This is a genomic window from Haloarcula sp. CBA1122, from assembly GCF_009741785.1.
GTDB classification, from domain to species: domain Archaea; phylum Halobacteriota; class Halobacteria; order Halobacteriales; family Haloarculaceae; genus Haloarcula; species Haloarcula hispanica.
The window spans coordinates 1-25119 of the sequence record NZ_WPCB01000001.1 but is presented as its reverse complement, the minus strand read 5'-3'; the positions used below and the strand labels follow the sequence as shown (position 1 = coordinate 25119).

Below are 25119 nucleotides of genomic sequence, written 5' to 3'. Positions count from 1 at the left end.
CACTAATAAACTCGCACAGGTTTTACCGGTCGGCTACTTGTATCTGCGTTCCGTTTGTTCGAAAGAGTAATGAGTGACAGTCAGGATCAAAACCCCCGGGCCGAGCAGACAGTCTGTCCGTACTGTGGCGTCGGCTGTACGATAGAATATGCAGGCAACGGGAAGGCGACCGGCACAGCGGGGCCAGTGAACACGAAAGGAGAGATCTGTCCCAAGGGCGGAGCCGCGTTCGACGTAGTCGAACACGAGGACCGGCTGACCGAGCCACTGGTCCGGGAGAGCGGTCGTTTCGTCACCGCACCCTGGGAAACCGCCCTATCTCGCGTGGCCAACCGACTCGGGAAAATCATCGACCAGCACGGGCCAGACGCAGTCGAATTCTTCGCCTCGTCGAACTGCACGAACGAGGAGAACTACGTCTTTCAAAAGATTGCGCGGATGCTCGGCACCAACAACGTCGACAACTGTGCTCGCCTCTGTCATTCGTCGACGGTCGCCGCGATGAGCGAGCGCCTCGGTGCCGGGGCGATGACGAACACGCTCGATGACCTCGCCGAAACCGACTGCCTGCTCGTCACCGGGGCGAATCCGGCCGAACAGCACCCTGTCATTTTCCGTTCGTACTTTCTGCCGGGAATTCGAAACGGGGCCACGCTCATCCATATCGACCCGCGCGAGACGGACACGACCGATGCCGCCGACATCCACCTCGATGTCCGTCCCGGATACGACATCCAACTCCTCAATTCGATGGCGAAAGTCGTCGTTGAGGAGGGACTCGTCGACGAGTCGTTCATCGAGGATCGAACGACCGGCTATACAGATCTGACAGCACATCTCGACGACGCCGACATCGAATCGGGTGCCGACGCAGCCGGTGTTGCCCCGGAAACCGTCCGGGAAGCCGCCAGAGCGTACGCCGAAGCCGACAGGGCGGCGATTGTCACCGGGATGGGGATGAGCCAGCACACGTCCGGGACCGACAACGTGCACGCGCTGTTGAATCTCGCGCTGCTGACCGGCAACGTCGGACGTCCGGGCACCGGCGTGAACCCGCTCCGCGGCCAGAACAACGTCCAGGGAGCCGGCGACGTCGGCGCGCTTCCCAACGTGCTCCCCGGATACGAGCCCGTTACTGATGCGGATGCACGACAGCGGCTCGCCGACGAATGGGGCGTCGAGCCGCCGAACGAACCCGGCCTGACGGAGACCACTGCGACACACCAGTTCGGTGACGCCGTCAAGGCTGCGGTCGTGTTCGGCGAGAACCCAGCCGTCACGGAACCGAACGCCAGTTCTGTCAGGGCCGGCTTCGGTGAACTCGATTTCTGCGTCGTCATAGACCTCTTCGAAACGGCGACCGTCGACCACGCAGACGTCGTGCTTCCGGGGAGCAGTTGGGCGGAGAAAGCGGGGACCGTGACTAACACGGACCGGCGAGTGATGCGGATGCGACCGAACGCTGACCTGCCCGGGAACGCCCGCCGTGACCTCGATATCCTCACGGACCTCGGCCGGCGGCTGGTCGGCCAGTCGGATGCGTTCGACTACGACGGCCCGGAAGCGGTGTTCGAGGAGCTAACGCGGGTCAATCCGCTGTACGCCGGCATGAGTTACGACGCATCGGCGATGGCTACCAGCGGTGGCCGTTCCCGGCGGACGCCGATTCCGGTACCGACGTGCTCCATACGGAGACGTTCGCCTCGGGCGAGCAAACGGCACCGCTACGCCCGGTCTCGCCGACACCGCCGGCCGATGCCGTCGCCGAGGAGCAACTCGTTCTCACGACGGGGCGTGCGCTCCAGCACTTCAACAGCGGCGCGCTCACCCGCCGGTCGGAGACACTTATGCGAATGCGCGGAGAGGACGTGCTCGAAATCCATCCGGACGACGCTGCCGCTCGCGGTATCGAGGACGGCGATACTGTCGTCGTCGAGAACGGCCGGGGCAGCGTGACAGTGTCGGCGGCTGTGACGGCGGCCATCCGGCCCGGGGTCGTGTTCTGTACGTTCCACTATCTGGACCCGCTCGCAAACGCCCTGACCGGCGATGCTCTCGACCCCGTCGCCGAGATTCCCGAGTACAAGCACTCGGCGGTGACGGTGCGAAAGGCAGGGTAGTGGCACCAGTGAGAGACTGCTCGTACAGGTGGCCAATTCAAGCGGCTTGCGGAGCGTAGTCGACGCGCTCTAGTCACCAATAAAACAGTTTCTACGTTTCTCAATGCAGTGGATTAGTCGCAATAGTAATTCCTGTCCGACGCGTAGGTAAACGTATGTTAGATAGTCGAAACAGCCGCAAACTCAGTGCAGCAGTCGTACTTCTCCAAGGCGTCGTGACTGCGCTCTTCCCGCAGATAAGTGTCAAATTTATTAAAGCCATGATCGGGAAGAACTTCGACAATGCGGCCGAGTTGCAGGTGAAGCCAGCGTATCGCCGGCAGTTGCGCGCGGTTGGCGTTGGTATGGTCGCCGCAGCCGGTACGGATCTCCTGTTGCAGAGTGCTGGAGAGACAGACGACGACCTCCCCGCAGCTGACGGGGGCGACGAGTAACACGGTCAACAATACGGTTAAATCTGGGTAGTCGCGGTCCTAAAGACAGCAATTCAAATCCGCCACACAGCCAGGCCTCGCAACTTCTGTCTAAAGGTACTGCTGTGTACACACTGGCCGTCGCCGAAGCAGGTGTTGGCGGCTGTGACGAAACAGCCGTCAGTGGTCGTGTCCCTCCATCACCATCGGGTGTCCGGTGGCGTACGCGCCCGGGTTCGAATCGAAGGCGTCTCTGCAGGTCTGTGAGCAGAAATAATACGTCGTCCCCTCGTGGGACGCGCTCGATCCCGCCTCGTCGGTCCGCATCCCACACACCGGGTCGCGGTACTGCCCGGGCGCACCGAGGCCGCGGCGGTACACGTACAGGAGAAACCCAGAGAGCGCGAAGGCGATGAGGTTAAGGTAGAACGTGTAGTTGAGCTGGAAGTACGTCTGCTCGGTCGCCGTCTCCCCGCCGGCCAGATCCGGGACGATGCCGAAGGCGTCGAACAGCAGTTCCATGAGGAAGCCGGTGAACGCCATCGTCACGAAGAAGACACAAAGGATGTACAGCATGACCTTCCAGCCGTAGTACTTCCGGTAGACGTTCAACACGGGGATCGTGATGAGGTCGGCGTAGACGAACGCGATGACGCCGGCGAAGCTGATGCCGCCGCCCCAGAGTGCGACGGCGAAGGGGACGTTACCCATACTGCCGACGAAGCTGACGACGGCGATGGCGACGCCCATGATCGCGTTCTCGGCGGTTACGAGCAGGCCATCACCCTGGACGAACAGCGTGTTCCACACCCACTGCGGGACGAAGACGATGACGAACCCGGAGACGAGAAAGCCCGCGATGACGTCCTTCCAGATCATCGACCACTCCTTGCGGTACTGGTTCCCGATCTTGTACCAGCCGCCCCAGGACAGCAACTCCTCGCGCCACCCGCCGCGACTGGACGTCGTCTGCAGGTAGGTCTCCATACAGCCCTCCGAGCAGAACTGCAGCGTCTCCCCGCCGTCGGTCGTGAGTGTGTACTCGTCTGTGCCCTCCATCCCGCATGTGGGGTCCTCAGTTGCGCCCGACGCTCGGTCACGCTCGTTGAGCGTCGTACGCACTTCGTCGAACAGGGTCTCGGGGAGTGTGAAGTGGACGATGACGGCCATGACAGCGATGAGGATGAGGCCGCCGAGGAGTTCGGCGACGAGGAACTCCCAGCCCAGCAGAATCAGTATCATCAACCCGAGTTCGACGATGAGGTTCGTCGACGCGAACATGAACGCCAGGAAGTTCACCGCGTGAGCACCTTTCTTGAACAACCCCTTCCCGATGGCGACGGCCCCGAAACTGCACCCACTGCTCGCTGCCCCGAACGCGGTCGCTTTGGTGAGGCCGGTCAGATCACCGTCGCCCAGCACGTCTGCCATTCGCTCTTTCGAGACGTAGACCTGAACGAGACTCGTAATCGTGAGGCCCATGATGATCGCCCACGCGGCTGTCCAGAGGAATCCGACACCGATACGGAGGGCTTCAACCACCCCGTCGATCATCGTGGCCTGCATAACGGTACTATCGTAGGGGTCGTCTTTTGCAGTTTCCCTTAAGATATCGTGCCCTATAGCCGGCTTCAGCTGTGGAAACAAGAATATAGGGGTTCGATTCACATGAATCTAAGGCGCAACCGCATTGAACTATGACCACGTACGTAACAGTAGAGGCGGACCCACGGAGTGAACATATATGCCTGAAACTACGGACGACACACGGCTGGTCACGATCCTGCTCCTCATCATTGGTGCCTTCGTCATCGTTCCGATGGTCTTCATGGGCTTCGGGATGATGGGGTTCGGGCCGATGATGGGCGGTATGTGGGGCAGTGGAATGTGGGGCGGCGGAACGATGCCGGGCTGGATGTTCGTCGTCGGAATCGTGATGCGACTCCTGTTCCTAGCCGCCATTATCGGCGGTGGTTACCTCGTTTACAGGGCCGTAGTCGGCAGTGAGAATGACTCGGACCAAGCGTTCGAAGAACTCAAGCTCGCCTACGCCCGCGGAGAGCTGACTGACGAGGAATACGAACAGCGACGGGCGACACTCGAACGCGATACGGAGTGATTTACCGTCTCTTTTTGATGCCCTCGATAGGCAGCTAGCCTGTCCAGTCGTTGCTATCAGTTCAGTCGTCACTGTCGACAGTTGCTTCGGTGCCGGCGTCGCGGACCTGTGTGGCTTCACTCTCCACGTTGACGCCTTCCCAGTCGTGGTCCGTGTGGAACCCCTCGCGTTCTTTCGCGCTCTGGGCGACACGGATGAACTCCGCCTTGTCGCGGGCCGCAGCGATGGTGTGCCCGCCACAGTAGGAGAGCCCGGAACGGATGCCGGCACAGAACTCCTCGGCCACGGCAGCCACAGAGCCTTTGTACGGGGTCAGTGCTTCGACTCCTTCGTCGGCGCTGACGTTGTTCTGTTTGTCATCACGGTCCTCGGCCGCGGCGGTGGTCGCCATCCCTCGTGATCGCTTGTACCGCGTGCCATCGACTTCGACGACTGCACCGGGGGCCTCCTCCGTACCGGCAAAGAGGCTCCCGAGCATCACGGTGTCTGCCCCAGCCATCAGGGCTTTCACCGCATCACCGGACGTGCGAATGCCGCCATCCGCGCAGATAGTGACGTCCAGATCCTCGGCGGCTGTAGCACAGTCATCGACAGCGGTCAGCTGGGGGACGCCGGCACCCGCCACTTTCCGGGTGGTGCAGTGCGACCCCGGCCCGATACCGACTTTGACACAGTCGGCCCCGGCGGCGGCGAGGTCTTCGACACCTGCGGGCGTCGCGACGTTGCCGGCGATGATGTCGGTGTCGGGGAATTCGTCGGCGAGGGTTTCGACGGCATTGAGCGTCCGGTCCAGGTGTCCGTGGGCCACGTCGACGACGAGCGCATCGACACCGGCCGCAATCACGGAAGCGCTCCGTGCGACGTAATCTTCGTTGATGCCGACGGCCGCACCGACCTGTTCGTCCGCTGCTTTCACCTGCTTTACTTGCTCGGCCTGTTCTTCGGGCGTAAGGAACCGGTGCATCACCCCGAACCCGCCCGAACGCGCGAGTTCGATTGCCAGGTCTGCCTCCGTGACGGTATCCATCGCGGCGGAGACGAGCGGCGTGTCTAGCTCAACAGCGGGAGTAAGCGGCGTCGAAAGGTCGATGTCACTCCGACTGTCGACCGGTGACCGCTTCGGGACGAGAAGAACGTCGCCGTAACTCAATCCAGTGCGTAAGTCGTTCATACCCCGCTAATCGAGCCCCTCCTAGCACAAAAGCAACTCGGATTAGAGATGCCCCACCGGGTGCGCGGCCACGACTCGTTCCGCGTGGCTCGGTTGCCATTATTTTTAGGCTGGGCTAAAAATCGAAGGTTATTTGTTACTTTAGGCTGGGCTAAAATCCATGGCGAAGACAGATCCGGACGAAACGTGGTCGACACGGAGGGAGTGCGTAAAGTACGGGACCACGCTGCTGACCGCTGGCTCGCTCGCGGGTTGTTCTGGGGCTTCGAGTGAGGCCACCGAGTCAGGGGAAACCAAGGCAGGACCCGACCGGTCTTTTTCAGGGACGATGGCACCGGTCGGCGAACTCAGACTCGAGTCGAACCCGGAGACTATCGTCGGCGGGTGGGGATTCGAGGAGGACATCCTGACTGCACTGGGGGAGGCCGACAAACTCATCGCCGCCGAAGGCAACCAGTTCTGGTTTACCGGGTTTTACGACCAGCTTCCCGGCGTAGACGTGCCCGACCCCGAGTCACTGGAGTTGGTCCGGACAGACGACTGGTCGCTCCGAACGGAGATGCTCTACGAACTCGACCCGGACCTGTTCGCTACTGACCCGAACCGGTTCATTTCGTACTACGGTGCTGACGAGGGCGATATCTCCGAAATTACCGATTCGATTGGGCCGTTCTTTGGGAACGCCAGCCGCCGCAAGCGCGGCGACGACTGGCCCACATGGCCCAGTGGTGAGTCCTATCCCTACTACGATATCCCCGAATTCGTCAGCAGGTACGGGGCACTGCTCGGAAAGCCCGAGACAGCCGCTGCTATCAACACTCTCTACGAGCAGGCGCTACAGGAAATGCGGTCCCGGGTTCCACCGGAGTCCGACCGTCCGAGCGTCGGATTGCTCAACGCACAGATAAACCCCGACAACGAGGGGTTCTTCCGTGCCTACAACCCCAGAACCGAGATCGACAAGGCGTACGGGAAAAAACAGTACAGAGATCTCGGCGTTGTCGACGCGTTCGAGGGCGAGTACGGTGGCCAGTCCGGGATTCAGGTCGACTACGAGGCGCTACTCGACATCGATCCCGACGTGCTGGTGTTCCACTTCGGCGTCAATTACCGCGACTGGAACGGCGAGGATGCGCTGAGAAAGACGGTCGAGGGGATGCGTGATAGCTCGCTGGGGCAGGAACTCACCGCCGTTCAGGAGGACGAACTGTACGTCGGCGGGTCAGCCTATCAGGGCCCGATCATCAATCTCTTCCAGACGGAGATGCTTGGAAAACAGCTCTATCCCGACGAGTTCGGGGAGTGGCCGGGCGAGATCACCGCTGGCGAGCTCCCGGCCATTCCCGAGGACGAACAGCTGTTTGACCGCGATGAACTCGCCGACATCCTCGCCGAATCGAGCTGAGGTGCCGACTCACAGTGACGGAGTAACGTGTTGTACCGTTGCCGTCGGTGCTCAAAAACAGTGATCGAGGTACGCAACTGACGAGCGGGACGTTCCTGTTGAAGCTGTCACCACCTGCTCAGCGGTGCTGAAACGGTGCGCTGACTGACGCGGCACACGCTTCTGCGAGAAGTTACTTACCATCGGTAGCGGCCACGACAGAGACAGCAGTTTCACGCTTTCGTAAGCAAGTACGGCCAAACAGGTTTTGGGCTCCTGCGGGAAAGCGGACGGCGGGTGGCAATGGGCACCTTGTGTGCCACCCACTGCAGTCAGAGGCACGGTGGGTTCTGGACCCGTGGGGTGGGGCGAGTGGCTCAAAGTAGGAAAGGCCCAAAACGGGGATCAGAACCCATGTCGGTGTAATGCGCCGTTTGTGATATTTTTTGTGGTAACTCCTAACATAGTGGAAATTCCACGGAATACAGTCGTCAACGGGACGCACAACTCAGTCAATCACACGAAAGAATGGTACGTTGCTATGGGGGTGGGAGAAATGGGGTGCAACGTACCATCGGAAGTCGTCGATTTCGACGACGGATTCCAGCCCGAAGCAATCGTGTGGGCGAATCCAACGCGATTGGACAGGGCCCAGAACCCACCTAGCACCGATACGAGTGTATATAAAACGTTTGTGAAATCCCCACGCCGTCTGTTGGTTTTTATCGCAAGCCACTCATTTTTCACTAACTATTCAACCACGCGCGAGACACATCTGCGTTCCAGCAGCAAAGGAATGGTGGGCAGCCGGGGGGAGTGGCGTGCAACGGCACCATTTGGAGTCGTCAACCACGACGACGGGTTCTGGACCCGGACCGTTTGACGAACGTGATCGGATTCAATGGGGGAGCGGATGCGGGGACCAGAACCCTATCGAATGGAACGGACTTGGTATGAAAAATCGTTGTGACGTTTTATCCCATTTCATTAGCTCTGCGATGACTGAGCTTCCGCAATCGCGGCATCAAGAGGTGGACGATACTCCCACACAGCCAGGGAGGAGCCGTTACAATCACCGAAGCGACCGCCGGTTGCTGGCTGTAGCGTTGCGGAGGACCACGGCACTGGCCGTGTTAGCGGAGATCACACGACGGAAACTACCCACTGCCCATGTGTCGTGGGGTCAAGTACAGATCGGACCCGACAGGTAACCCACTGCTAGTCGGGCTGGCATTCGTACTGTCGGCTGTAAGTCTGTGAAGCATTTCGCCACCTCGGGGTGGCGAATATCTTGAAATAGTTACAATCGACAGTATCAGCTAAGCTCCGGATCATTCCGCTTTGCTACAACGGACTATATCACCTCTGCAATCCTACCGAGAGACATGGAACAACAGTTCGTTCTCGTCCCCGGAGCATGGCTCGGTGGATGGTGCTGGAAGTACCTTCACCCACTGCTCCGTGAGGAGGGACACGAAGTATATACACCGACACTCACTGGCCTTGGTGAGCGAGAACACCTTTCACACTGTGAGGTCGACTTAGAAAGACATATTACGGACATTGTAAATGTCCTCGAATACAACGACCTCACAGATGTTGTCCTCCTCGGGCATAGCTATGCGGGCCTTGTTGTGACGGGAGTGGCAGAGCGAGTTCCCGAGCGGCTCAAACACATGGTCTACTTGGATGCGCTGATTCCAATGAACGACGATCCGGTTTCAGCAGCTGAATTCTATCCACTGGACGAGTGGAAAACGATGGAGGCAGCGGCCGAAGATCATGCTGGCGGCTGGCCTCTCCCAGATGACCATTCGGGCTGGGTGGGTATCTCGGACGAGGACACAGAGTGGATGCGAGAAAAAGCCGTCCCGCATCCACTGGATACGTTCAGACAGCAAGTGAACGTCGGTACCCCCAACGTATCGTTACCCACCAGCTATATACTTTGTACCCAGAGCGGGATGGACGGCTCCACCCTCGATATGATTCGGCAGTTGTGTGAGCAACGGGAGTGGCAACTCGGTGAACTGGACACGGGTCATTGGCCGATGGTGTCGATACCCCAGCAACTGTCTCATCAGCTTCTTGAGGTTCATTAGCGAGCAAAGAGGCCCACATATGTTCCTGTGTAAGGTAAGGGTAGATTCGTATCAGCATCGCATGGCAAAGAAATGAGGAATCGTACCCACCCTGGCCGAGCCAAGAAATCTCGTCGAGGCGGGTACTCCAAACTGCAAGGAGACCGGTGCCGATGCGAAACAGTGGGTCATTCGATGATTTCGAGGCCAGTAATCTCAAATCGTGTCCCACCCATCGAGCTCTCGGTTACGCGAATATCCCAGCCATGTGCGTCAGCGACTCGTTTGACGATATTGAGGCCCAGACCAGTCCCCGATTCGGAAGTCGAGTAGCCAGCCTCAAACACCTTTTCGCGGTCCTCGACGGGGATTCCAGGGCCGTCGTCTTCGATGTAGAATCCGTTGGTGTCATCGAAGATACCGCCGACAACGACAGTGACATCCAGCCCAGCGTGATCGATCGTATTCCTGAACAGGTTTTCCAGCAGATGCCGGAATTGGTCGGTATCCGCTTTTATCAGTGGCTGGGTATCGGCCTCGCAATCGCAGTGCAGTTCGGCTTCATCTGCAGGATCGGATACAAGTTTCCACGCCGCCTCGGCAGCGACTTCGATCGCAACAGGTTCCAGTGACCCGATTTCCCGTTGCTCCCGCGCTAGCCAGAGGAGGTCCTCCACAATGCGTTCCATCCGTTCAGTCGCTGTCTCGATCACAGCAAGGTGATCGCTCGAATGCGTTTCCTGAACGAGAGCCAGCCGACCTCGGATGACGTTTAGCGGGTTCCGAAGGTCGTGGCTGACAGTAGCGGCAAACTGCTCTAGCTGTTCTTTTTGATCCTGCAGTTCCCGTTCACGCTTTGTCCGTTCGGATATATTTCGACCGGTGCCGACAAGCCCTATCAGGTTACCGTCCTGATCAGTCAAGCGTCACCGGTGAACTCGTGGGGAATACGCTTCCCCGCTCCGGTAAGGAACTCCGCTTCGATGGTCGAGTGGCCCGTTGTGAGCGCCTCCTCAATCGCCTCGGAGACTCCCTCTCGTTCTTCTTCCGGAAAAAGACTGAGTGCGTCGAGATCAGAGATCTCCTCGTCGGCGTACCCCGCCAGCCTTTCGAATTGTTCGTTACAGCGCTGGACGTTGCCTTCGGAATCGAGCACGTAGAATATGTCGGCAAGCGAATCGAGCGCCTGATCGATAAATGTCCGCTCTGCACGCAGTTCGTCTCGGATCTTCAGCGAGTGCATGGCGTGTGAGATGCTATCCCCGAGTTCGTCGAGTAACTCCTGTTCGTCCTCACTAAAGGCAAACGAACGGGACGAATAGACGCACAAGAGACCGTACAGAGTGCTATTGTATTCCAGCGGAACCGCAGCGGTGCTTCGATAGCCGCGGTCGAGTGCCTCCTCTCGCCAGACCTCGAACGCCGGGTCATCTTGAATATTCTGTGACGTCGCAATACGTCGTTCTCGAACGGCCGTGCCCGCGGGACCTCGTCCGGTCGGGGAGTCGTCCGCAGTGACAACGATAGTATCGAGGTACTCGTCCTCGACGCCGGCCCAGGCCTGTGGCTCGATTCGGTCTGTGTCAGGCTCCTGCTCGCCGATCCATGCGAACAGGTAGGGCTCAGAGTCGCTAATGATCTCACAGACACGAGTTTTGATCTCCGAGAGCGAACTCGCCCGGATGAGCGCCTGGTCGATACTGCTTACGAGGTCGCGAACCCGTTCAAGTTCAGCAGCGCGCTGATTGGTGCGGTATTGTTCGACGGCGTTTTCGACACGGTTTGCGAGGAGTTCGTATCGTTCCATGCCGTGCCCTTTCCGCAGATAATCGGTTGCACCGGCGGCGATGGCGTCGCTAGCGACCGCTTCGCTCCCCTCACCGGTAAAAAGAATAAACGGGAGATCAGGGTACTCCTCACGGACGGTTTTGAGGAGTTCAATACCGTCTTTCCCGGGCATTCGGTAGTCGCTGATAAGACAGTCAACGCGAGTTGTAGCAAGGCAGTCGAGCGCTTCAGTAGCACTTGCTGCAGTTATAACATTGAGTTTACTGGATTGCTGTTCGAGTATTCCGGTTGCTACATCTAGAAAATCCGGTTCGTCATCGACATGCAGCACAGCAATACTCGACATCTCTGGCACAATATCGGATCTACCTAATTTCGGTTCATAAAGTTGCGGACCCAAATCTCAGAATATATACTCCGATACCGGCGGTGCCTGATTTGTGGTACCCGATGAACGAATAGGTGGCATCTGTGCCATCTAAAATCTGATTGGATCTGCATCAGAAAGCCGGCTGTATCGTACTCGGGATATCACAGATAAGAACTGGTGCGCTCGATTCTTAAAAGCACGCTGCGTAGGTGTGATAATGACTTATACAGGTGGTGAGACGTCCGATTGTATTCACGTTCTGTATGTAAACGACGATAGTGACTTTGCTGAGTTGGCGGAGACGAAACTCGTGAATATCTCATCGGGCTTTGAAGTCACAGCTGTCGGGGCTGTGGAGGCTGCGCTCGACTTGCTTGTAACTTCGACTGTCGATTGTGTAGTCACGTCGTACTCGCTGCCGGACGGGACGGGAATTGATCTCTTAGATCGGCTCCAAGCTGAACAATACGAAATACCGACAATACTATTCACTGGCCGGGGAAGCGAGCGAATCGCGAGCGAGGCAACGCAGGCGGGCGTCTCCGATTACATTCCGCTCCATGCGGGCGAGAACAGTTTCGAGTTGCTCGGGCGCCGCATACAGACGCTCGTCGAGGCCGCTCGCAAACAAGCGGTCGCCGAACGACTGTCCGACCGCTTCCAGCGAACGCTGGAACGGGCAACTGACGGGATCTACGCCGTCAACGACGAGTGGCGTATCGAATACATAAACGAGAAGATGGCCAGACGTGTCGACCGCAATCCCGACGATATCATCGGTGCCAGTATCTGGGAAGAATTCCCCTCGATAGTTGGGACGGAACTCGAAGACAAATACCGAACCGCGATGGAGACCGGGGAACCGGTGTCGTTCGAACAGTACCTTGGCGAGCCGTTCGATTATTGGGTCGAAGTGCGAGTGTTCCCGGACGATGACGGTCTCACCATTTTTTCACGCGAAACTACAGCCGAGCGGGAGCGAGAGCTGGAACTGGAGCGCAGTGAGACGATCCTCGAAAACATCCACGACGCCGTGTTCGTCCTCGACGATGAAGGGACGATCGAATTCGCGAATGCGGCTTCGAAACGGCTGATCGCCGGGGACCAGTCAACGCAGATCGCAGGGCAGCAGTTGGAGACAGTTGTGGGCAACCGTATTTCTACGTCTGATACAGAGCAGTTTACATCTGCGGTCCGTTCGACGCTCAATGACATAGAAGGCGACGGAGGCGTCACGGGATTGTACGACGCGGACCTGCAACTCGATATCACGGCCGAGGGCGATAAACGGACGTTTGATGTTCGAGTGACACCGTTTCAGAGCAACAAGAGCAATCAAGCGCTCGTCGTTGCTCGGGACATCACGGAACAAAGCGACGTCAAGCGACAGTTGGAGCGCGAGCGTGACGCGCTCCGGGAACTCCAGACTGTCATGGCAAAGAGTGATGTCTCGGCCGAGACACGGCTTCAGGAACTGCTTGAGCTGGGGTGTCGAATGCTCGATCTCGAGATCGGAATCGTCTCACGCGTTCAGGGCGACGATTACACGGTCAAGGCGGTGCACGCACCGGAGTCCGAAATCGAATCCGGTGATCAGTTCGATCTCGAATCGACGTACTGCGAGGCAGTTATCGGGACAGACTCCGTCTGTTCGTTCGCAGACGCAGTTGCCGATGGGAGAGAAACCCACCCGGCATATCGTGAGTTCGAGTTAGAGTCGTACATCGGCGTGCCACTCGTCGTCGACGGGACCCGGTACGGGACGGTCAATTTTTCGAGTCCGACGACGCGAGTCGATTCCTTTGGAGCGCTAGAGCGAACGTTCGTGAAACTACTCTCAGAGGTCGTGAGTGCCGAGATATCGCGGGGGCGGGACCACGCCGACCTCCAGCGCCAGGAGTTCCTGTTCGAACGCGTGCAGGACATCGCAGACATCGGCGTCTGGGAGTACTTCCCGTCGACTGGGGCCCTCGACTGGTCTGACGGGGTCCGCCGGATTCACGGTGTTGACGACGATTACGACCCGGTGCTCGACGACGCGATCGAGTTCTACCATCCTGACGACAGGGAGACGATTACGACTGCCGTCGAGCGGGCAATTGCGGACCGAGAACCGTACGATCTCGATCTCCGAATCGTCCGGACTGGCGGTGACGTGCGCGATGTTCGGGCGTGGGGGGAACGCGTCGACGAGCCGCAGGATGACGAGCCAGTGATTCGGGGCGTATTTCAGGATATCACCGAGCGAAAAGCCGAGGAGCGCGCACACCGAGAGCTCGCCGAGGAGTACGAGGCACTGCTCGACACCTCCGGTGACGCCATCTTCATGCTCGATGTCGATACAGCCGGTGACGAGCTAGCGTTCGAGTTTGCTCGGCTCAGTCCCGGCTACGAGTCACAGACCGGACTCACTACCGACGAAGTTCGTGGCCAGACGCCACGGGAAGTATTCGGTGCCGAGCGTGGTGCTGAGCTCGCAGCGAACTACACTCGCTGTGTCGAACAGCGTGCGCCAATCTCGTATCAGGAAGAGTTGGACATCGCTCCCGACGCACGGTTCTGGGACACTAGCCTTGCGCCAGTTATGTTGGGTGACGAAATCGTCCGGATCGTCGGCATCGCCCGCAACGTAACTGAACAGGTCGAGCGGGAACGCGAACTCGAAACGACGAACCAGCGACTCGAATCACTCATCGAGGCGACGCCACTCACCGTCATGGAAATCGACACGGACGGAACCGTCATCCGCTGGAACGACGGGGCCGAGAACATGTTCGGCTGGTCTCGGGAGGAGGTGCTCGGCGAGTTCAATCCGATGGTCCCGGACGAGCAGCAGGCTGAATTCGAATCCCACCGCCAGCGCGCACTGAGCGGCGAGCCGATTCGCGGCAAGGAGATACGGCGGGAAACGAAAGGTGGTGAGGTACTGGATCTACTTCTGTCGGTTGCCCCAATCACTGCACCGGATGGGGAAATAACGAGCATACTGGCCGTTCTGGAGGATATCACTGACCAGAAGCAGTTAGAGTCGAAGCTCCGATCACTGCAGGCGACTGCGCAGCGGCTCAGCGGCGCACAGTCGAGTGCCGAAATCGGCGACATCGCTGTCGAGGCTGCCGTCGATATTCTCGGGTTCGAGCTCACCGGGATCTGGGAGTCTGCCAACCAAGCCGACGAGCTCGTCCCGCTGACGGCGAGTGCGGCCACGAGAGAACTGCTCGGTGAGCTCCCGCGGCTGGAGTCCGGAGAGGCGCTTGCGTGGGAGGCGTTCGAGGCGTCGGAGTTGCGTAAATACGACGATCTCCAGTCCGAAGTAACACTCGGCAAGGCCGACGCACAACTCAGGAGCGGCCTGTTCGTTCCTCTGGGCGAGTTTGGGCTTATCGGCGTCGGAACGACACAGGAACAGACGTTCTCTGATACAGACGTGGACCTGTTCCAGATACTGGGTGCGACTGTCGAGGCGGCATTCACACGCGCAAGCCGGGAAACCGAACTGCAGCGGCAAAACGAGCGGCTCGACGAATTTGCCAGTGTCGTCGCCCACGACCTCCGGAACCCGCTGTCCATCGCCATCGGGTTTCTCGACATCGTCGAGGAGACGGGCGACCTCAGTTACCTAGAGCGGATCGAGGCGGCACACGACCGCATGGAGCAGTTGATCGACGACCTCCTGACGCTGGCACGCGGTGAGACCACAATCACGGATACGAAACAAATCGATCTCAAGACCGTGACGACGGAGGCGTGGGGGTACGTCGACACCGCTGACGCAACGCTGACAGTTGCTGAGGCGGTCCCGACAGTGGCTGGTGACGCCGGCCGGTTGACGCAACTGTTCGAGAACCTCTTCAGGAACGCTATCGAGCATGGTGGGGACGCCGTCACCGTAACCGTCGGGCAACTAGACAGCCCTGACGGGTTCTACGTCGCGGACGACGGCGACGGGATTCCGCCGGCAAAGCGTGAGGAAGTACTGGAACACGGCGTGACGTCTACCAAAGGAGGGACTGGCTTCGGACTTTCAATCGTGGCGGACATCGCCAAAGCGCACGGCTGGACCGTCCGTGTGACGGAGAGCACTGCTGGTGGGGCACAGTTCGAGTTCCGCTACTGAGGGAAGCGGTGGTCGCGGTTTCTCGGCATCGACAGTGGTGGAACCCGTAATGGAACCGACAGAACCAGTGCTACGGCCAGAGCCCACGCGCTTCGTGGGCCTCCGCGATACGGGACAGGGCAACGATGTACGCCGCATCGCGCCACGTAATGTCGCGGTTTTCGAACTCCGTCCGGACGGCGTCCCAGGCCGCCCGCATCTCTTCGTCGAGTTCGTCGTTCACGCGCTCGAGTGACCACGACCGACGGTTGATGTCCTGTAGCCACTCGAAGTAGCTCACCGTGACGCCACCGGCGTTCGCCAGGATATCCGGAATCACCATGACATCTCGGTCAGCGAGGATGGAGTCAGCGGTGGACGTGGTCGGGCCGTTTGCCCCTTCCACGACGAAATCCGCGGCGATGTCGTCCGCGTTGGCCTCGGTGATGACGTTCCCGAGTGCAGCCGGGATGAGGACGTCGACGTCCAGCGTCAGCAGCTCGTCGTTCGAAATCACGGTGTCGGCGTACTCGGTGACCGCCTCCGGTTCCTCGTCGTGTGATGGCACTGTCGCCGTATCGATACCGGCGGGGTCGTACATTGCCCCGTTCACGTCGCTGATCGCGACGACAGTCGCGCCCTGTTCGTCGAGCAACCGTGCGGCATTCGCACCGACACTGCCGTAGCCCTGTACTGCGACCGTGGTCTCTGACAGCGGCTGGTCGTAGTACTCACAGACCAACTGTGTGATAATCGCCACGCTCCGACCGGGCGCGTCCTCGCGTCCCTTGCTCCCACCGACAATCGGCGGCTTTCCGGTGACGACACCCGGAATCGTCTCGCCTTCTTGCATGGAGTAGGCGTCCATCAGCCAGGCCATCGTCTGTGGGTCCGTTCCCATGTCCGGGGCGGGAATGTCCAGGTTCGGGCCGATGACTTTGCGGAGTTCCTGTGCGAACCTACGGGTGAGCCGTTCTTTCTCGTCTCGGCTCAACGTTTTCGGGTTGACGGCGATACCCCCTTTGGCGCCGCCGAATGGGAGGTCCATCACCGCGCATTTCCAGGTCATCCAGATCCCGAGTCCGACGCATTCGTCCCTCGTCACGTCAGGGTGATAGCGAAGCCCGCCCTTGTACGGCCCCCTGACGCTATCGTGCTGGGCTCGATACCCGGTGAACACTTCGACTGTGCCATCGTCCCGCTCAATCGGAACGGTGACTTCGTGGACGTTTCGCGGGTGGTTCAGTCGCTCGACGATGTTCGGGTCGATATCGAGGTGGTCCGCGGCTCGGTGGAGTTGTAGACGGGCTGTTTCCAGCGCTGATTCGGGCTCGGACGGCGTCGACGAGTCTTCCGAAGGAGAAGCGGGGCTCAGTTCCGATCCCATCGTTATTCCAACGGTGTCAGTCGGTTGCGCATTTCACCGCCACAGTCCTGACAATTCTCCGGTTGGCTCTCTGCAGTGATGACTTTGCCACACGCAAAGCACTCGTACGGTGTCGCCTCGTCGTGGTCTTGCTCTACATCTCTCATGTGTATTCACGAGTGACGGTGTCCGACCGCCAGTACTCGATTAAGGAATAGAAGGATATCAAAGGAATATTCAGAGGTTAAACAAAGAAGCAGGAGTTGATTGGGTTGTTTATTATTGAACCCCGTTCACGACTCCAGACCCGAGACACTCCGGTCTTCGAACAGTGTGGTGAACAGCTTCCGCTGGACAGTCCGGACGTGCTGGTAGAACGCCGGCGGAGAGATTTCGAGCATCGTCGCGATGTCCTCGCCGGACTTCGTGCGCGGTGACTCGAAATAGCCACTGTAGTAGGCGGTCTGAATCACTTCGAGCTGGCGCTCCGTGAGGTCCGTGAGGAACTCCGAACTCCGGTCCTGCTCGATACCCCGTTCGAGCGTCTCCTTGCGCTTGAGTTCGACGCCGGAGAACGTGCTATCGACCAACTGTGCGATGTTTCGAACGTCGACGCTCTGTGGCACATCGACGACGAGTGTCGTCCCGTCCGGGTCTGCGGTCGCTTCCCGGAAGATAGCGCCGTGGTCGGCCAGTTCTAAGGCGAGGAACGGCTGTGACAACTCCAGCCGCAGGACGCCGCTCTCGGTGTCGTCGTCACTGATCTGTGTCACGTCGTCAATCGACGTCATGTCCGCCGCAGCCGCCGCGACCGTTTGCACGTCAGCGTCTTCGACCGTGACGAACACGCTGTTACCAGCCGGCGCGTGCTGGATGCCGCCCTCGTAGGAGAGGGTACACCCCGCCGACCGGGCGAGTCTCGACAGGAGGAATCGCTCGTCATCGATGTCGAACTCGACGCGGGTCACTGACGTCGTGAGCAGCGCGTGTTTCCGTTCGATAGCACTGAGCGCCGAGGCGATTGTCTCGCCGAGTTCGCGCAACACTGTGCGCGTTGTCTCGTCGAACGCGTCTTTCGTGTCCGCGTAGATGGTGAGGATGCCGTGCCTGAGATCGTTGTACACCAGCGGGATGCTCAGCACCGAGAGGAAGTCACGCGTGAGCGCGTCCGACCGCCACGGCGCGTTCCGGAGGTCAGCGGCGACGTTGGGGATCATCGTCACCTCGCCGGTCGCAGCCGTCCGGCCGGCGGGCTCGGTCTCGGAGTCCGCGACGGTGATTGGCTGACTGTCGAGATACCCCTGTTCGTTGCCTGCCCACGCCCGCGTTTCGACGTTGGTACCGCCCGGATCGACGCTCCCGATCCACGCGAACTTGAATCGGTCCGTGTCAGTCAGCCGTTCGCAGACGGTGTGGTTGATCTCTTCCTGTGTTTCGGCGCTGACGATCGTCTGGTCGATCTCCCGAATCGTGTTGTTGATGTGATTCAGGGCGGTCAGTTGCTCGTTTTGCCGCTGGAGTTCGCGGTCCTGTTCCCGGAGCTGAGACTCTCGGACGACCCGGTCGAGGGCAGCCTCGGCGGTCGCTGCGAGCAGGTCGGTGAGTTCCTGTGTGACGTCGTCGAACACCCCGACGGCTGGCGAGCCGCTGACGAACACGCCGTGGTTGCCCAGCGGAATGAACATGACGCTCCGGAGGTCGGTCGCCCGGTTTTCCAGTCGGTCCGACGTGTGGACGTCGTCGAACACGAGTGTCTCGTCGTTGACGAAGCTGTGGCTCGGAAGCGTGTCGTCGTTCGTGCGGACGGCCGGCAGCGGCCCGTGGTGGTCGGTCATCGCCTGTGACTGTGTGACAGGCTGGAGTTCGTTCGTCTCGACGTCGTGCAGGTAGATGGCACTCGCGGAGACGTCGAACACACTGAGCACGTCGTCGACGATGTGGTGGGCGATCTCCTGATCGGTCTCCGTGTAGAGGAACTTCCGTGCGGTTTCCTGCAGCGTCGCCAGCGCTTCCTCGCGCTGTTTCCGTTTCGTGATGTCCCGGCAGCTGTACAGCAGTGTCCCGCCCTGAATCTCGACTTCGCGGACGTTGACCAGCAGCGTGTGCTCGTGGCCCGCTTTGTCGGTGACGGTACACTCGATGTTCTTGAGAACGCCCTTCTCGGCGAGTTCAGCACGGTCGAACAGGTCCTCGCCGAGGAGCGTGTCGATCGTTTCCTGCTCGCGGATCTCGTCGTCGGTGTAGCCGAAGATGAAGTGGACGTTCGGGCAGACGTAGGTGTACTCACCGTCCTCGTTCGTCATGAGGACGGTGTCGGTCATGTTGCTGAGCGTGACCCGGTGGAGTTCCTCGGACTGGCGGAGGTCACGGTCGAGAGTGACCTGCTCCGTGATGTCTATCCCTTCGATCACGATCGAGGTGACGTCGCCGAAGTCGTTCTCGACCGGCCGAACCGAAAGCTCGATAACGCGGTCCGTGGCCGTGGTCGGCCGGTGAACGACCGCGTTCCCGAACTGCCCGTCGCGTGCGGCCTCCACGAGCTGCCGGATATCGCGTTCGGTCGCCGCGGACTGTGCCCACCACGGCAGCGTCCAGAACAGGTCACCAATGACCGCGTCCACGTCCTCGTCGATCATCGCCCGTCCCGTCTGATTCACACGGGCGAGCGAGCCATCCGGGTCGAGGACCCAGGTGGCCGTCTGTGTGTCGTGAAAGACGGCGTCGAACTGCCGCGCCCGTTCGCGCTGTGTGATCGCTCGCCGAGCGGACTGGAGCGCGTTCCCGGTTCGCTGGATCAACTCGTCTATCCGCAGGCCCTCCGGCCCTGTGAGGGGAACGTAGTCGGAAACGCCGGCCTGGATTGCCTCGCTCGCCAGGGCCTCGCTGCCGTCCGTGGTTCCGAGGACAACCGGGAGATCCGGAGCCGAATCCCGGAGCTGTCGGACCAGATCAGTGCCACTCCCGTCGTCGAGTGTCTCGCCCGTGACGAGACAGTCGACCGAGCGCTGCCGAACCGTATCCAGAGCGTCCGATGGCGTCCCAGCGGTGAGAATAGTGGCCTCGGTGCTCGCGCTGAGAGCGTCTGAGAACCGCTCGGTCCAATTCGCCGAACCGACGACGAGAACCTGGGCCGTGTGGAGTGGACTCCCGGCGTCGCTCATCTGATTCTCCCAGGCACAGAGCTATCACTGAGACCACTGGCGCTATGCGTAGACGCTCGTTCGAGTTGTCGCCACCCGTCGGGAACGGGATGTTTCGGTTGCCGTGTTCTGTATGGAGGGTTCAATAGTAAACACCTGGTGTCTGGAGGACTTCGTTGCTAAACAATTTAGTATTTGCTCATTCCCGCGGTCGTTCCGATAGAGTGCCATCGGTCGACGGCCGGTACTCGGGGAGACACATGACGGACATCACACAGACGCCGACACGGTCGGTCCCTGCCCGTCGTCCGGGCAGTCGCGAGCCAATAGCTCCCGCCGATTCAGCTCAGCTATGATGGACGTACAACGTCGCTTGACGGAGAAGAGAGCTATCAGGCGCGTCGAAGCGCCGACGTCGATGCCAGTGTTCCGTTCCGTGACGCGGGTCTGGCACTTCCCAAGCGGAGACGTCCTGCTCGAACGTGCCGAACGTCGTGACTGTCTGATCCCTGATGTCGACCGGGTCAACGTTCCAGTACGTGGAACGGAACAGGTTGCGGACGCTGTGGCACTCGATACGAACACCGCTGTTCGGGTGACGGACAATACAGGAAACGTAGTTGTGTCAGAATTTGATAAGAATGTGAAGATAGGATAAGTGATTCGGAGCCAAGCGCGGTTGTAAGCCCCTCTTTTAGTGTTTACTATATCGAGTGATATAGTAATTTTCCTGGTAGAAATAGATAGCTTTTGGTATCTCGATGAATCCCGTGGATATATGTCTGATGTAAATCCGTACCAGAGTCTACGGACACAGATAGATGCAGCAGCACAATATTTAGACATTTCAGAGGGACAGCTGGAACGGCTGAAAACTCCCGAGCGGATACTGGAGACGAACCTGTCTGTCGAGATGGACGACGGGTCGGTCGAGGTGTTCCGTGCGTACCGGTCACAGTTCAACGGTGACCGCGGCCCATACAAGGGCGGAATCCGCTATCACCCGCAGGTAGACCGGGACGAGGTCAAGGCGCTCTCCGGCTGGATGGTCTACAAGACGGCGACGGGCGATATCCCGCTCGGCGGCGGGAAAGGCGGCATCGTCATCGACCCGAGTGACTATTCCGAGAGCGAACTCGAACGGGTCACGCGCTCGTTCGCGAAGGAACTGACGCCGCTGATTGGGGCCGACCGCGACGTGCCCGCACCCGACGTCAACACGGGCCAGCGCGAGATGAACTGGATCAAGGACACCTACGAGACACTCGAAAACACGACCGAACCCGGCGTCATCACCGGGAAGGACCTCGCAAGCGGTGGCAGCGAAGGCCGCGTCGAAGCGACCGGGCGTTCGACGGTCGTCGCAGCGCGTGAAGCCTTCGAGTATCTCGACAAGGACCTCGAAGGCGCGACGGTCGCAGTCCAGGGCTACGGGAACGCCGGCTGGATCGCGGCGAAACTCATTCACCAGATGGGTGCCAACGTCGTCGCCGTGTCCGATTCGAGCGGGGCTATCTACAGCGAAGCGTCGTTCGACCCCGTCGCAGTCAAGGACTACAAACGCGAAACCGGGAGCGTCGTCGGATATCCGGACGCAGCGGAGGAACTCACGAACGAGGAACTGCTCACGCTTGATGTCGACTTGTTGATCCCGGCCGCACTCGAGAACGCCATCGACGAGTCCCTGGCACAGGACATCTCCGCCGACGTCATCTCTGAGGCCGCAAACGGCCCGATTACCCCCGCAGCGGACGACGTTCTCAGCGACCGCGAGACGCTGGTCATTCCGGATATCCTCGCGAACGCAGGCGGCGTCATCGTGTCGTACTTCGAGTGGGTCCAGAACCGACAGCGCTTCTACTGGTCCGAAGAGCGCGTGAACGAGGAACTGGACTCGATTATCGTCGACCAGTTCGGGAACCTCGTCGACGCCTACGAGGAGCGGAACCTCCCGTCGCTCCGAACCGCCGCGTACGTCGTCGCACTCCAGCGGGTCATGAACGCTGGCGAGCAGCGCGGCACCTGGCCATAGGCGAGTCCCAGACCACGGTCAGTCGCGCATCGCTGCCATGTTTGAGAGTCCTCTGTCACCAAACGACACGATATTAAGGCCGTCCAGCGACGAGGGGCACTATGCCAACCGACCGCGTCACCGTCTCTCTCGACGAGGAGACCAAGGAGACGTTAGAGGATCTGACCGACCGAACTGGGGAAAGTCAAAGCCAACTGATCCGCGAGGCAATCGCGTTCTACGCGGCGAACTTCGACTCGGCGCACGCGAGCGACAGCGACCACCTCCAGACGTACTACGAGATGCTCTCGACGGGCGAACATGTGCTTCTGGATATCGACTTGCTGCACGCACTCCTGAGCCAGTTTAGTGATCCAGCACAACGTGACGAGGGGGTTCTCGAAATGATCGATCAGGTAGCCCAATACCACGCACAGGAGTACGCCGAGCGGTTCGATTCACTCGAAGACGTTCTCGAATGGCTCTCGCTGTGTGGGTTCCTGACCGTTCGACGGGACGAAAGAGGGAGTTTCCACGTTGTTTTCCCATCCGAGTCGGTGCGATGGTTGATGATCCGGTTCATCCGCGGTAGCATCACCGACCTCCCGTTCGAAATCGAAATCGAAGAGAGCGTTTCGAAGGTGCTGTTGCGAGAACGCTAGCAGTGAATACCCCCGCCCGGGACGCAAACCGACTCGAATCCGGAGATAGGGTATTTCGTACTCGTTCACACATCTGGTGACACGTACACAGTGTTCATACGACCGATGTGCCGACTACACACAGGTCTTAACAATGTTTTTTATTACCTGCTGGGACCGTGACAGTGGCTATCAAAACTAACAATCATGAGCATTACAAAACGACTCAAAGCCGTCGGTCCAGGAGCGATGGTCGCGGCCGCGTTCATCGGCCCAGGCACGGTCACGACTGCGAGCGTCACCGGGGCGGAGTTCGGCTATGCGCTCCTGTGGACAATGGTCTTCTCGATTGGGGCAACGATCGTTCTCCAGGAGATGAGCGCGCGACTGGGCCTTGTCTCGGGCGAAGGACTTGGTGAAGCACTTCGAGAGCGGTTCGACAATCAGATCGTCGAGTACGTAAGTATATTCCTCGTTGTCGGCGCGATCGGCATCGGGACCGCCGCCTACGAGGCCGGGAACATCCTCGGCGGTGCCGCAGGGCTCGCAACGATCACGGGTATCGACTCCACGGTGTGGGGCGTCGTGATGGGGCTCGTCGCCGGACTCCTGCTCTACACTGGGCGCTACAAGCTGATCGAGAAAGCGCTCATTGGGCTGGTCGCCGTGATGGCGTTTTCATTCGTGGCGTCGGCGATCCTCATCGGTCCCGATCCCGGTTCGATTGCGATGGGGTTCATCCCCGGTATCCCCTCGGGGTCGCTGTACCTCATCACCGGCCTCATCGGCACGACCATCGTCGGGTACAACCTGTTCCTGCACGCGAGTAACGTCCAGGAGCGGTGGAGCGGTCCCGAGGATATCGGCCACTCGCGTATCGACACGGTGCTGTCTATCGTCGCAGGCGGCGTCATCACGATTACGATCATGGTGACCGCGGCTGCAGCGTTCGAGCCCGGAACGCAGATCAGCGATATCGGCCGGATGGCCGAACAGCTCCGACCCATTGCGGGTCCGTACGCGGAACTGTTCTTCAGCATCGGCATATTCGCCGCCGGGTTCACGAGCGCGACGACGGCACCGCTTGCAGGCGCGTGGGCGACCACAGGTGCATTAGGCTGGGATTCAGACATGCAGAGCACACAGTTCCGTGCTGTCTGGGGCACCATCCTCGGCGTCGGAGTTCTCTCGGTGTTGCTGGGTGGCAGCCCCGTCCAGATCATCGTGTTCGCACAGGTGGTCAACGGAATTTTATTGCCGATCGTGGCGATATTCCTGATATACGCGATGAACCAGCGGGACCTCCTCGGCGAGTACACGAACGGGTCGATAGCGAACGCCCTCGGTGCTATCGTGACGCTCATCGTCGTGTGGCTCGGGGTTCGGACGCTGCTCAGTGTCGCGGGGGTACTGTAGATGGGAGATCGGAGAATCGGTGTCGACGTCGGTGGAACCTTCACCGACGTGACGCTGTCGCTCGACGGCACGCTCGTAACTGCGAAAGTCCCGAGCACCGAAGACCAGAGCGAGGGCGTAATCGCCGGGATCGAGAAGGCCTGCGAAGCGGCCGACATCGACCCGGAGAGCGTGACCGAGTTCTCTCACGCGATGACCGTCTCGGTCAACGCACTCCTCGAAGAGGACGGCGCAAAGACCGCGCTCGTCACGACCGACGGGTTCCGGGACGTGCTGGAAATCGGCCGCCAGGATCGCCCGTCGCTGTATGACCTGTCCGCGGAAAAGCCGACACCGCTGGTTCCCAGACGCCGACGCTTCGAAGTGTCCGAACGGACGACCACCGACGGTATCGAAGAGCCCGTCGACGAGGCCGAAGTCCGGGCAATCGCCGCGCAGTTACGCGATCTGGATGTCGAATCCGTCGCCGTCTCGCTCTTGCACGCGTACGCGCACCCTGAAAACGAACAGCACGTCGCAGACATCCTGCGGGACGAACTCGACGTTCCCGTCTCGGCTTCCCACGAAGTCCTCGCCGAGTTCCGCGAGTACGAACGAACCTCGACGACGGCCGTCGACGCGTACGTACGGCCGGCGATTGACCACTACGTCAGTCACCTCACCGACCGGGCCCGAGAGCTCGGGGTTCCACAGCCCCGTATCATGCAAGCCAACGGCGGCATCACCGACGCCGATACCGTCAGGCGGAACGCTGTGACGACGGTTCTCTCGGGCCCTGCCGCCGGCGTCGTGGGGGCAGGGTCGATGGCGGCCGACGAACAGGACGGGCTGGTCACGTTCGACATGGGCGGGACCTCTAGCGACGTGAGTCTCGTCCGCGACGGCGAGGCCGAACGGACCACGGAGGGCGTCATCAACGAGCGGCCGATCAAGACGCCGATGGTCGATGTCGAAACAGTCGGAGCCGGCGGCGGGTCCATCGCCTGGGTCGACGCCGGGGGGG

The 25119-nt window shown here is 60.0% G+C and carries 16 protein-coding genes and 1 pseudogene; 10 read left to right on the top strand and 7 right to left on the bottom strand.

What is annotated here, in order from left to right; genetic code table 11:
- The first annotated feature begins 69 nt into the window (after positions 1 to 69).
- Both fdhF and GJ630_RS00075 read left to right on the top strand, forming a co-directional pair.
- Positions 70 to 2120 (top strand): annotated as a pseudogene (gene fdhF, locus GJ630_RS00080) (formate dehydrogenase subunit alpha).
- A 155-nt stretch (positions 2121 to 2275) separates the two neighbouring features.
- Positions 2276 to 2554 carry a hypothetical protein gene (locus tag GJ630_RS00075; protein ID WP_191449093.1) on the top strand — a complete coding sequence of 93 codons (279 nt, stop codon included), beginning with the start codon at positions 2276 to 2278 and terminating at the stop codon, positions 2552 to 2554.
- 159 nt (positions 2555 to 2713) lie between these two features.
- Here GJ630_RS00075 and GJ630_RS00070 read toward each other — a convergent pair whose 3' ends face one another.
- A complete protein-coding gene (locus tag GJ630_RS00070; RefSeq protein WP_050038375.1) occupies positions 2714 to 4099 on the bottom strand; it encodes a permease in 1386 nt (461 codons plus the stop codon).
- A 178-nt stretch (positions 4100 to 4277) separates the two neighbouring features.
- Here GJ630_RS00070 and GJ630_RS00065 point away from each other — a divergent pair, with 178 nt between their 5' ends.
- Positions 4278 to 4652 carry an SHOCT domain-containing protein gene (locus tag GJ630_RS00065; protein WP_007188436.1) on the top strand — a complete coding sequence of 125 codons (375 nt, stop codon included), beginning with the start codon at positions 4278 to 4280 and terminating at the stop codon, positions 4650 to 4652.
- A 61-nt stretch (positions 4653 to 4713) separates the two neighbouring features.
- Here the strand turns inward: GJ630_RS00065 and GJ630_RS00060 are convergent, their stop codons facing one another.
- Positions 4714 to 5823 (bottom strand): guanosine monophosphate reductase, encoded by a 1110-nt coding sequence (locus GJ630_RS00060; protein WP_191449092.1) that lies wholly within the window; start codon positions 5821 to 5823, stop codon positions 4714 to 4716.
- 160 nt (positions 5824 to 5983) lie between these two features.
- Here GJ630_RS00060 and GJ630_RS00055 point away from each other — a divergent pair, with 160 nt between their 5' ends.
- Both GJ630_RS00055 and GJ630_RS00050 read left to right on the top strand, forming a co-directional pair.
- Complete coding sequence (locus GJ630_RS00055) at positions 5984 to 7228, top strand: ABC transporter substrate-binding protein (RefSeq protein WP_014031033.1); 1245 nt, start codon at positions 5984 to 5986, stop codon at positions 7226 to 7228.
- A gap of 1364 nt (positions 7229 to 8592) precedes the next feature.
- Entirely contained in the window at positions 8593 to 9309 is a 717-nt protein-coding gene (locus tag GJ630_RS00050; RefSeq protein WP_191449091.1) for an alpha/beta fold hydrolase, read from the top strand.
- 167 nt (positions 9310 to 9476) lie between these two features.
- Here the strand turns inward: GJ630_RS00050 and GJ630_RS19785 are convergent, their stop codons facing one another.
- Entirely contained in the window at positions 9477 to 10211 is a 735-nt protein-coding gene (locus GJ630_RS19785; protein WP_252718666.1) for a HAMP domain-containing sensor histidine kinase, read from the bottom strand.
- Complete coding sequence (locus tag GJ630_RS19780) at positions 10208 to 11422, bottom strand: response regulator (protein WP_252718665.1); 1215 nt, start codon at positions 11420 to 11422, stop codon at positions 10208 to 10210. The genes GJ630_RS19785 and GJ630_RS19780 overlap by 4 nt, the downstream gene beginning before the upstream one ends.
- Before the next feature lie 241 nt (positions 11423 to 11663).
- On the opposite strand from GJ630_RS19780, the gene GJ630_RS00040 reads away from it, so the two are divergent.
- On the top strand, positions 11664 to 15563 hold the full coding sequence (locus GJ630_RS00040) for a PAS domain-containing protein (protein ID WP_191449090.1): 3900 nt from the start codon (positions 11664 to 11666) through the stop codon (positions 15561 to 15563).
- A 70-nt stretch (positions 15564 to 15633) separates the two neighbouring features.
- Here GJ630_RS00040 and gdhB read toward each other — a convergent pair whose 3' ends face one another.
- From gdhB to GJ630_RS00025, 3 genes are all read right to left on the bottom strand, one after another.
- Entirely contained in the window at positions 15634 to 16929 is a 1296-nt protein-coding gene (gene gdhB / locus GJ630_RS00035; protein ID WP_014031029.1) for a glutamate dehydrogenase GdhB, read from the bottom strand.
- 2 nt (positions 16930 to 16931) lie between these two features.
- A complete protein-coding gene (locus tag GJ630_RS00030; protein WP_014031028.1) occupies positions 16932 to 17075 on the bottom strand; it encodes a rubrerythrin-like domain-containing protein in 144 nt (47 codons plus the stop codon).
- A gap of 126 nt (positions 17076 to 17201) precedes the next feature.
- Complete coding sequence (locus GJ630_RS00025; protein ID WP_191449089.1) at positions 17202 to 20069, bottom strand: bacterio-opsin activator domain-containing protein; 2868 nt, start codon at positions 20067 to 20069, stop codon at positions 17202 to 17204.
- Between the two features lie 757 nt (positions 20070 to 20826).
- On the opposite strand from GJ630_RS00025, the gene GJ630_RS00020 reads away from it, so the two are divergent.
- The 4 genes from GJ630_RS00020 to GJ630_RS00005 all read left to right on the top strand — a co-directional run.
- Positions 20827 to 22080, top strand: coding sequence for a Glu/Leu/Phe/Val dehydrogenase (locus tag GJ630_RS00020; protein WP_050038380.1), 1254 nt, complete (start codon positions 20827 to 20829; stop codon positions 22078 to 22080).
- Positions 22081 to 22181: 101 nt separating this feature from the next.
- Positions 22182 to 22721 (top strand): ribbon-helix-helix protein, CopG family, encoded by a 540-nt coding sequence (locus GJ630_RS00015; RefSeq protein WP_191449088.1) that lies wholly within the window; start codon positions 22182 to 22184, stop codon positions 22719 to 22721.
- 186 nt (positions 22722 to 22907) lie between these two features.
- On the top strand, positions 22908 to 24116 hold the full coding sequence (locus GJ630_RS00010) for an Nramp family divalent metal transporter (protein ID WP_129756269.1): 1209 nt from the start codon (positions 22908 to 22910) through the stop codon (positions 24114 to 24116).
- Positions 24117 to 25119 (top strand): hydantoinase/oxoprolinase N-terminal domain-containing protein (locus tag GJ630_RS00005; protein WP_197427609.1); only part of this gene is annotated, 1003 nt, incomplete at its 3' end.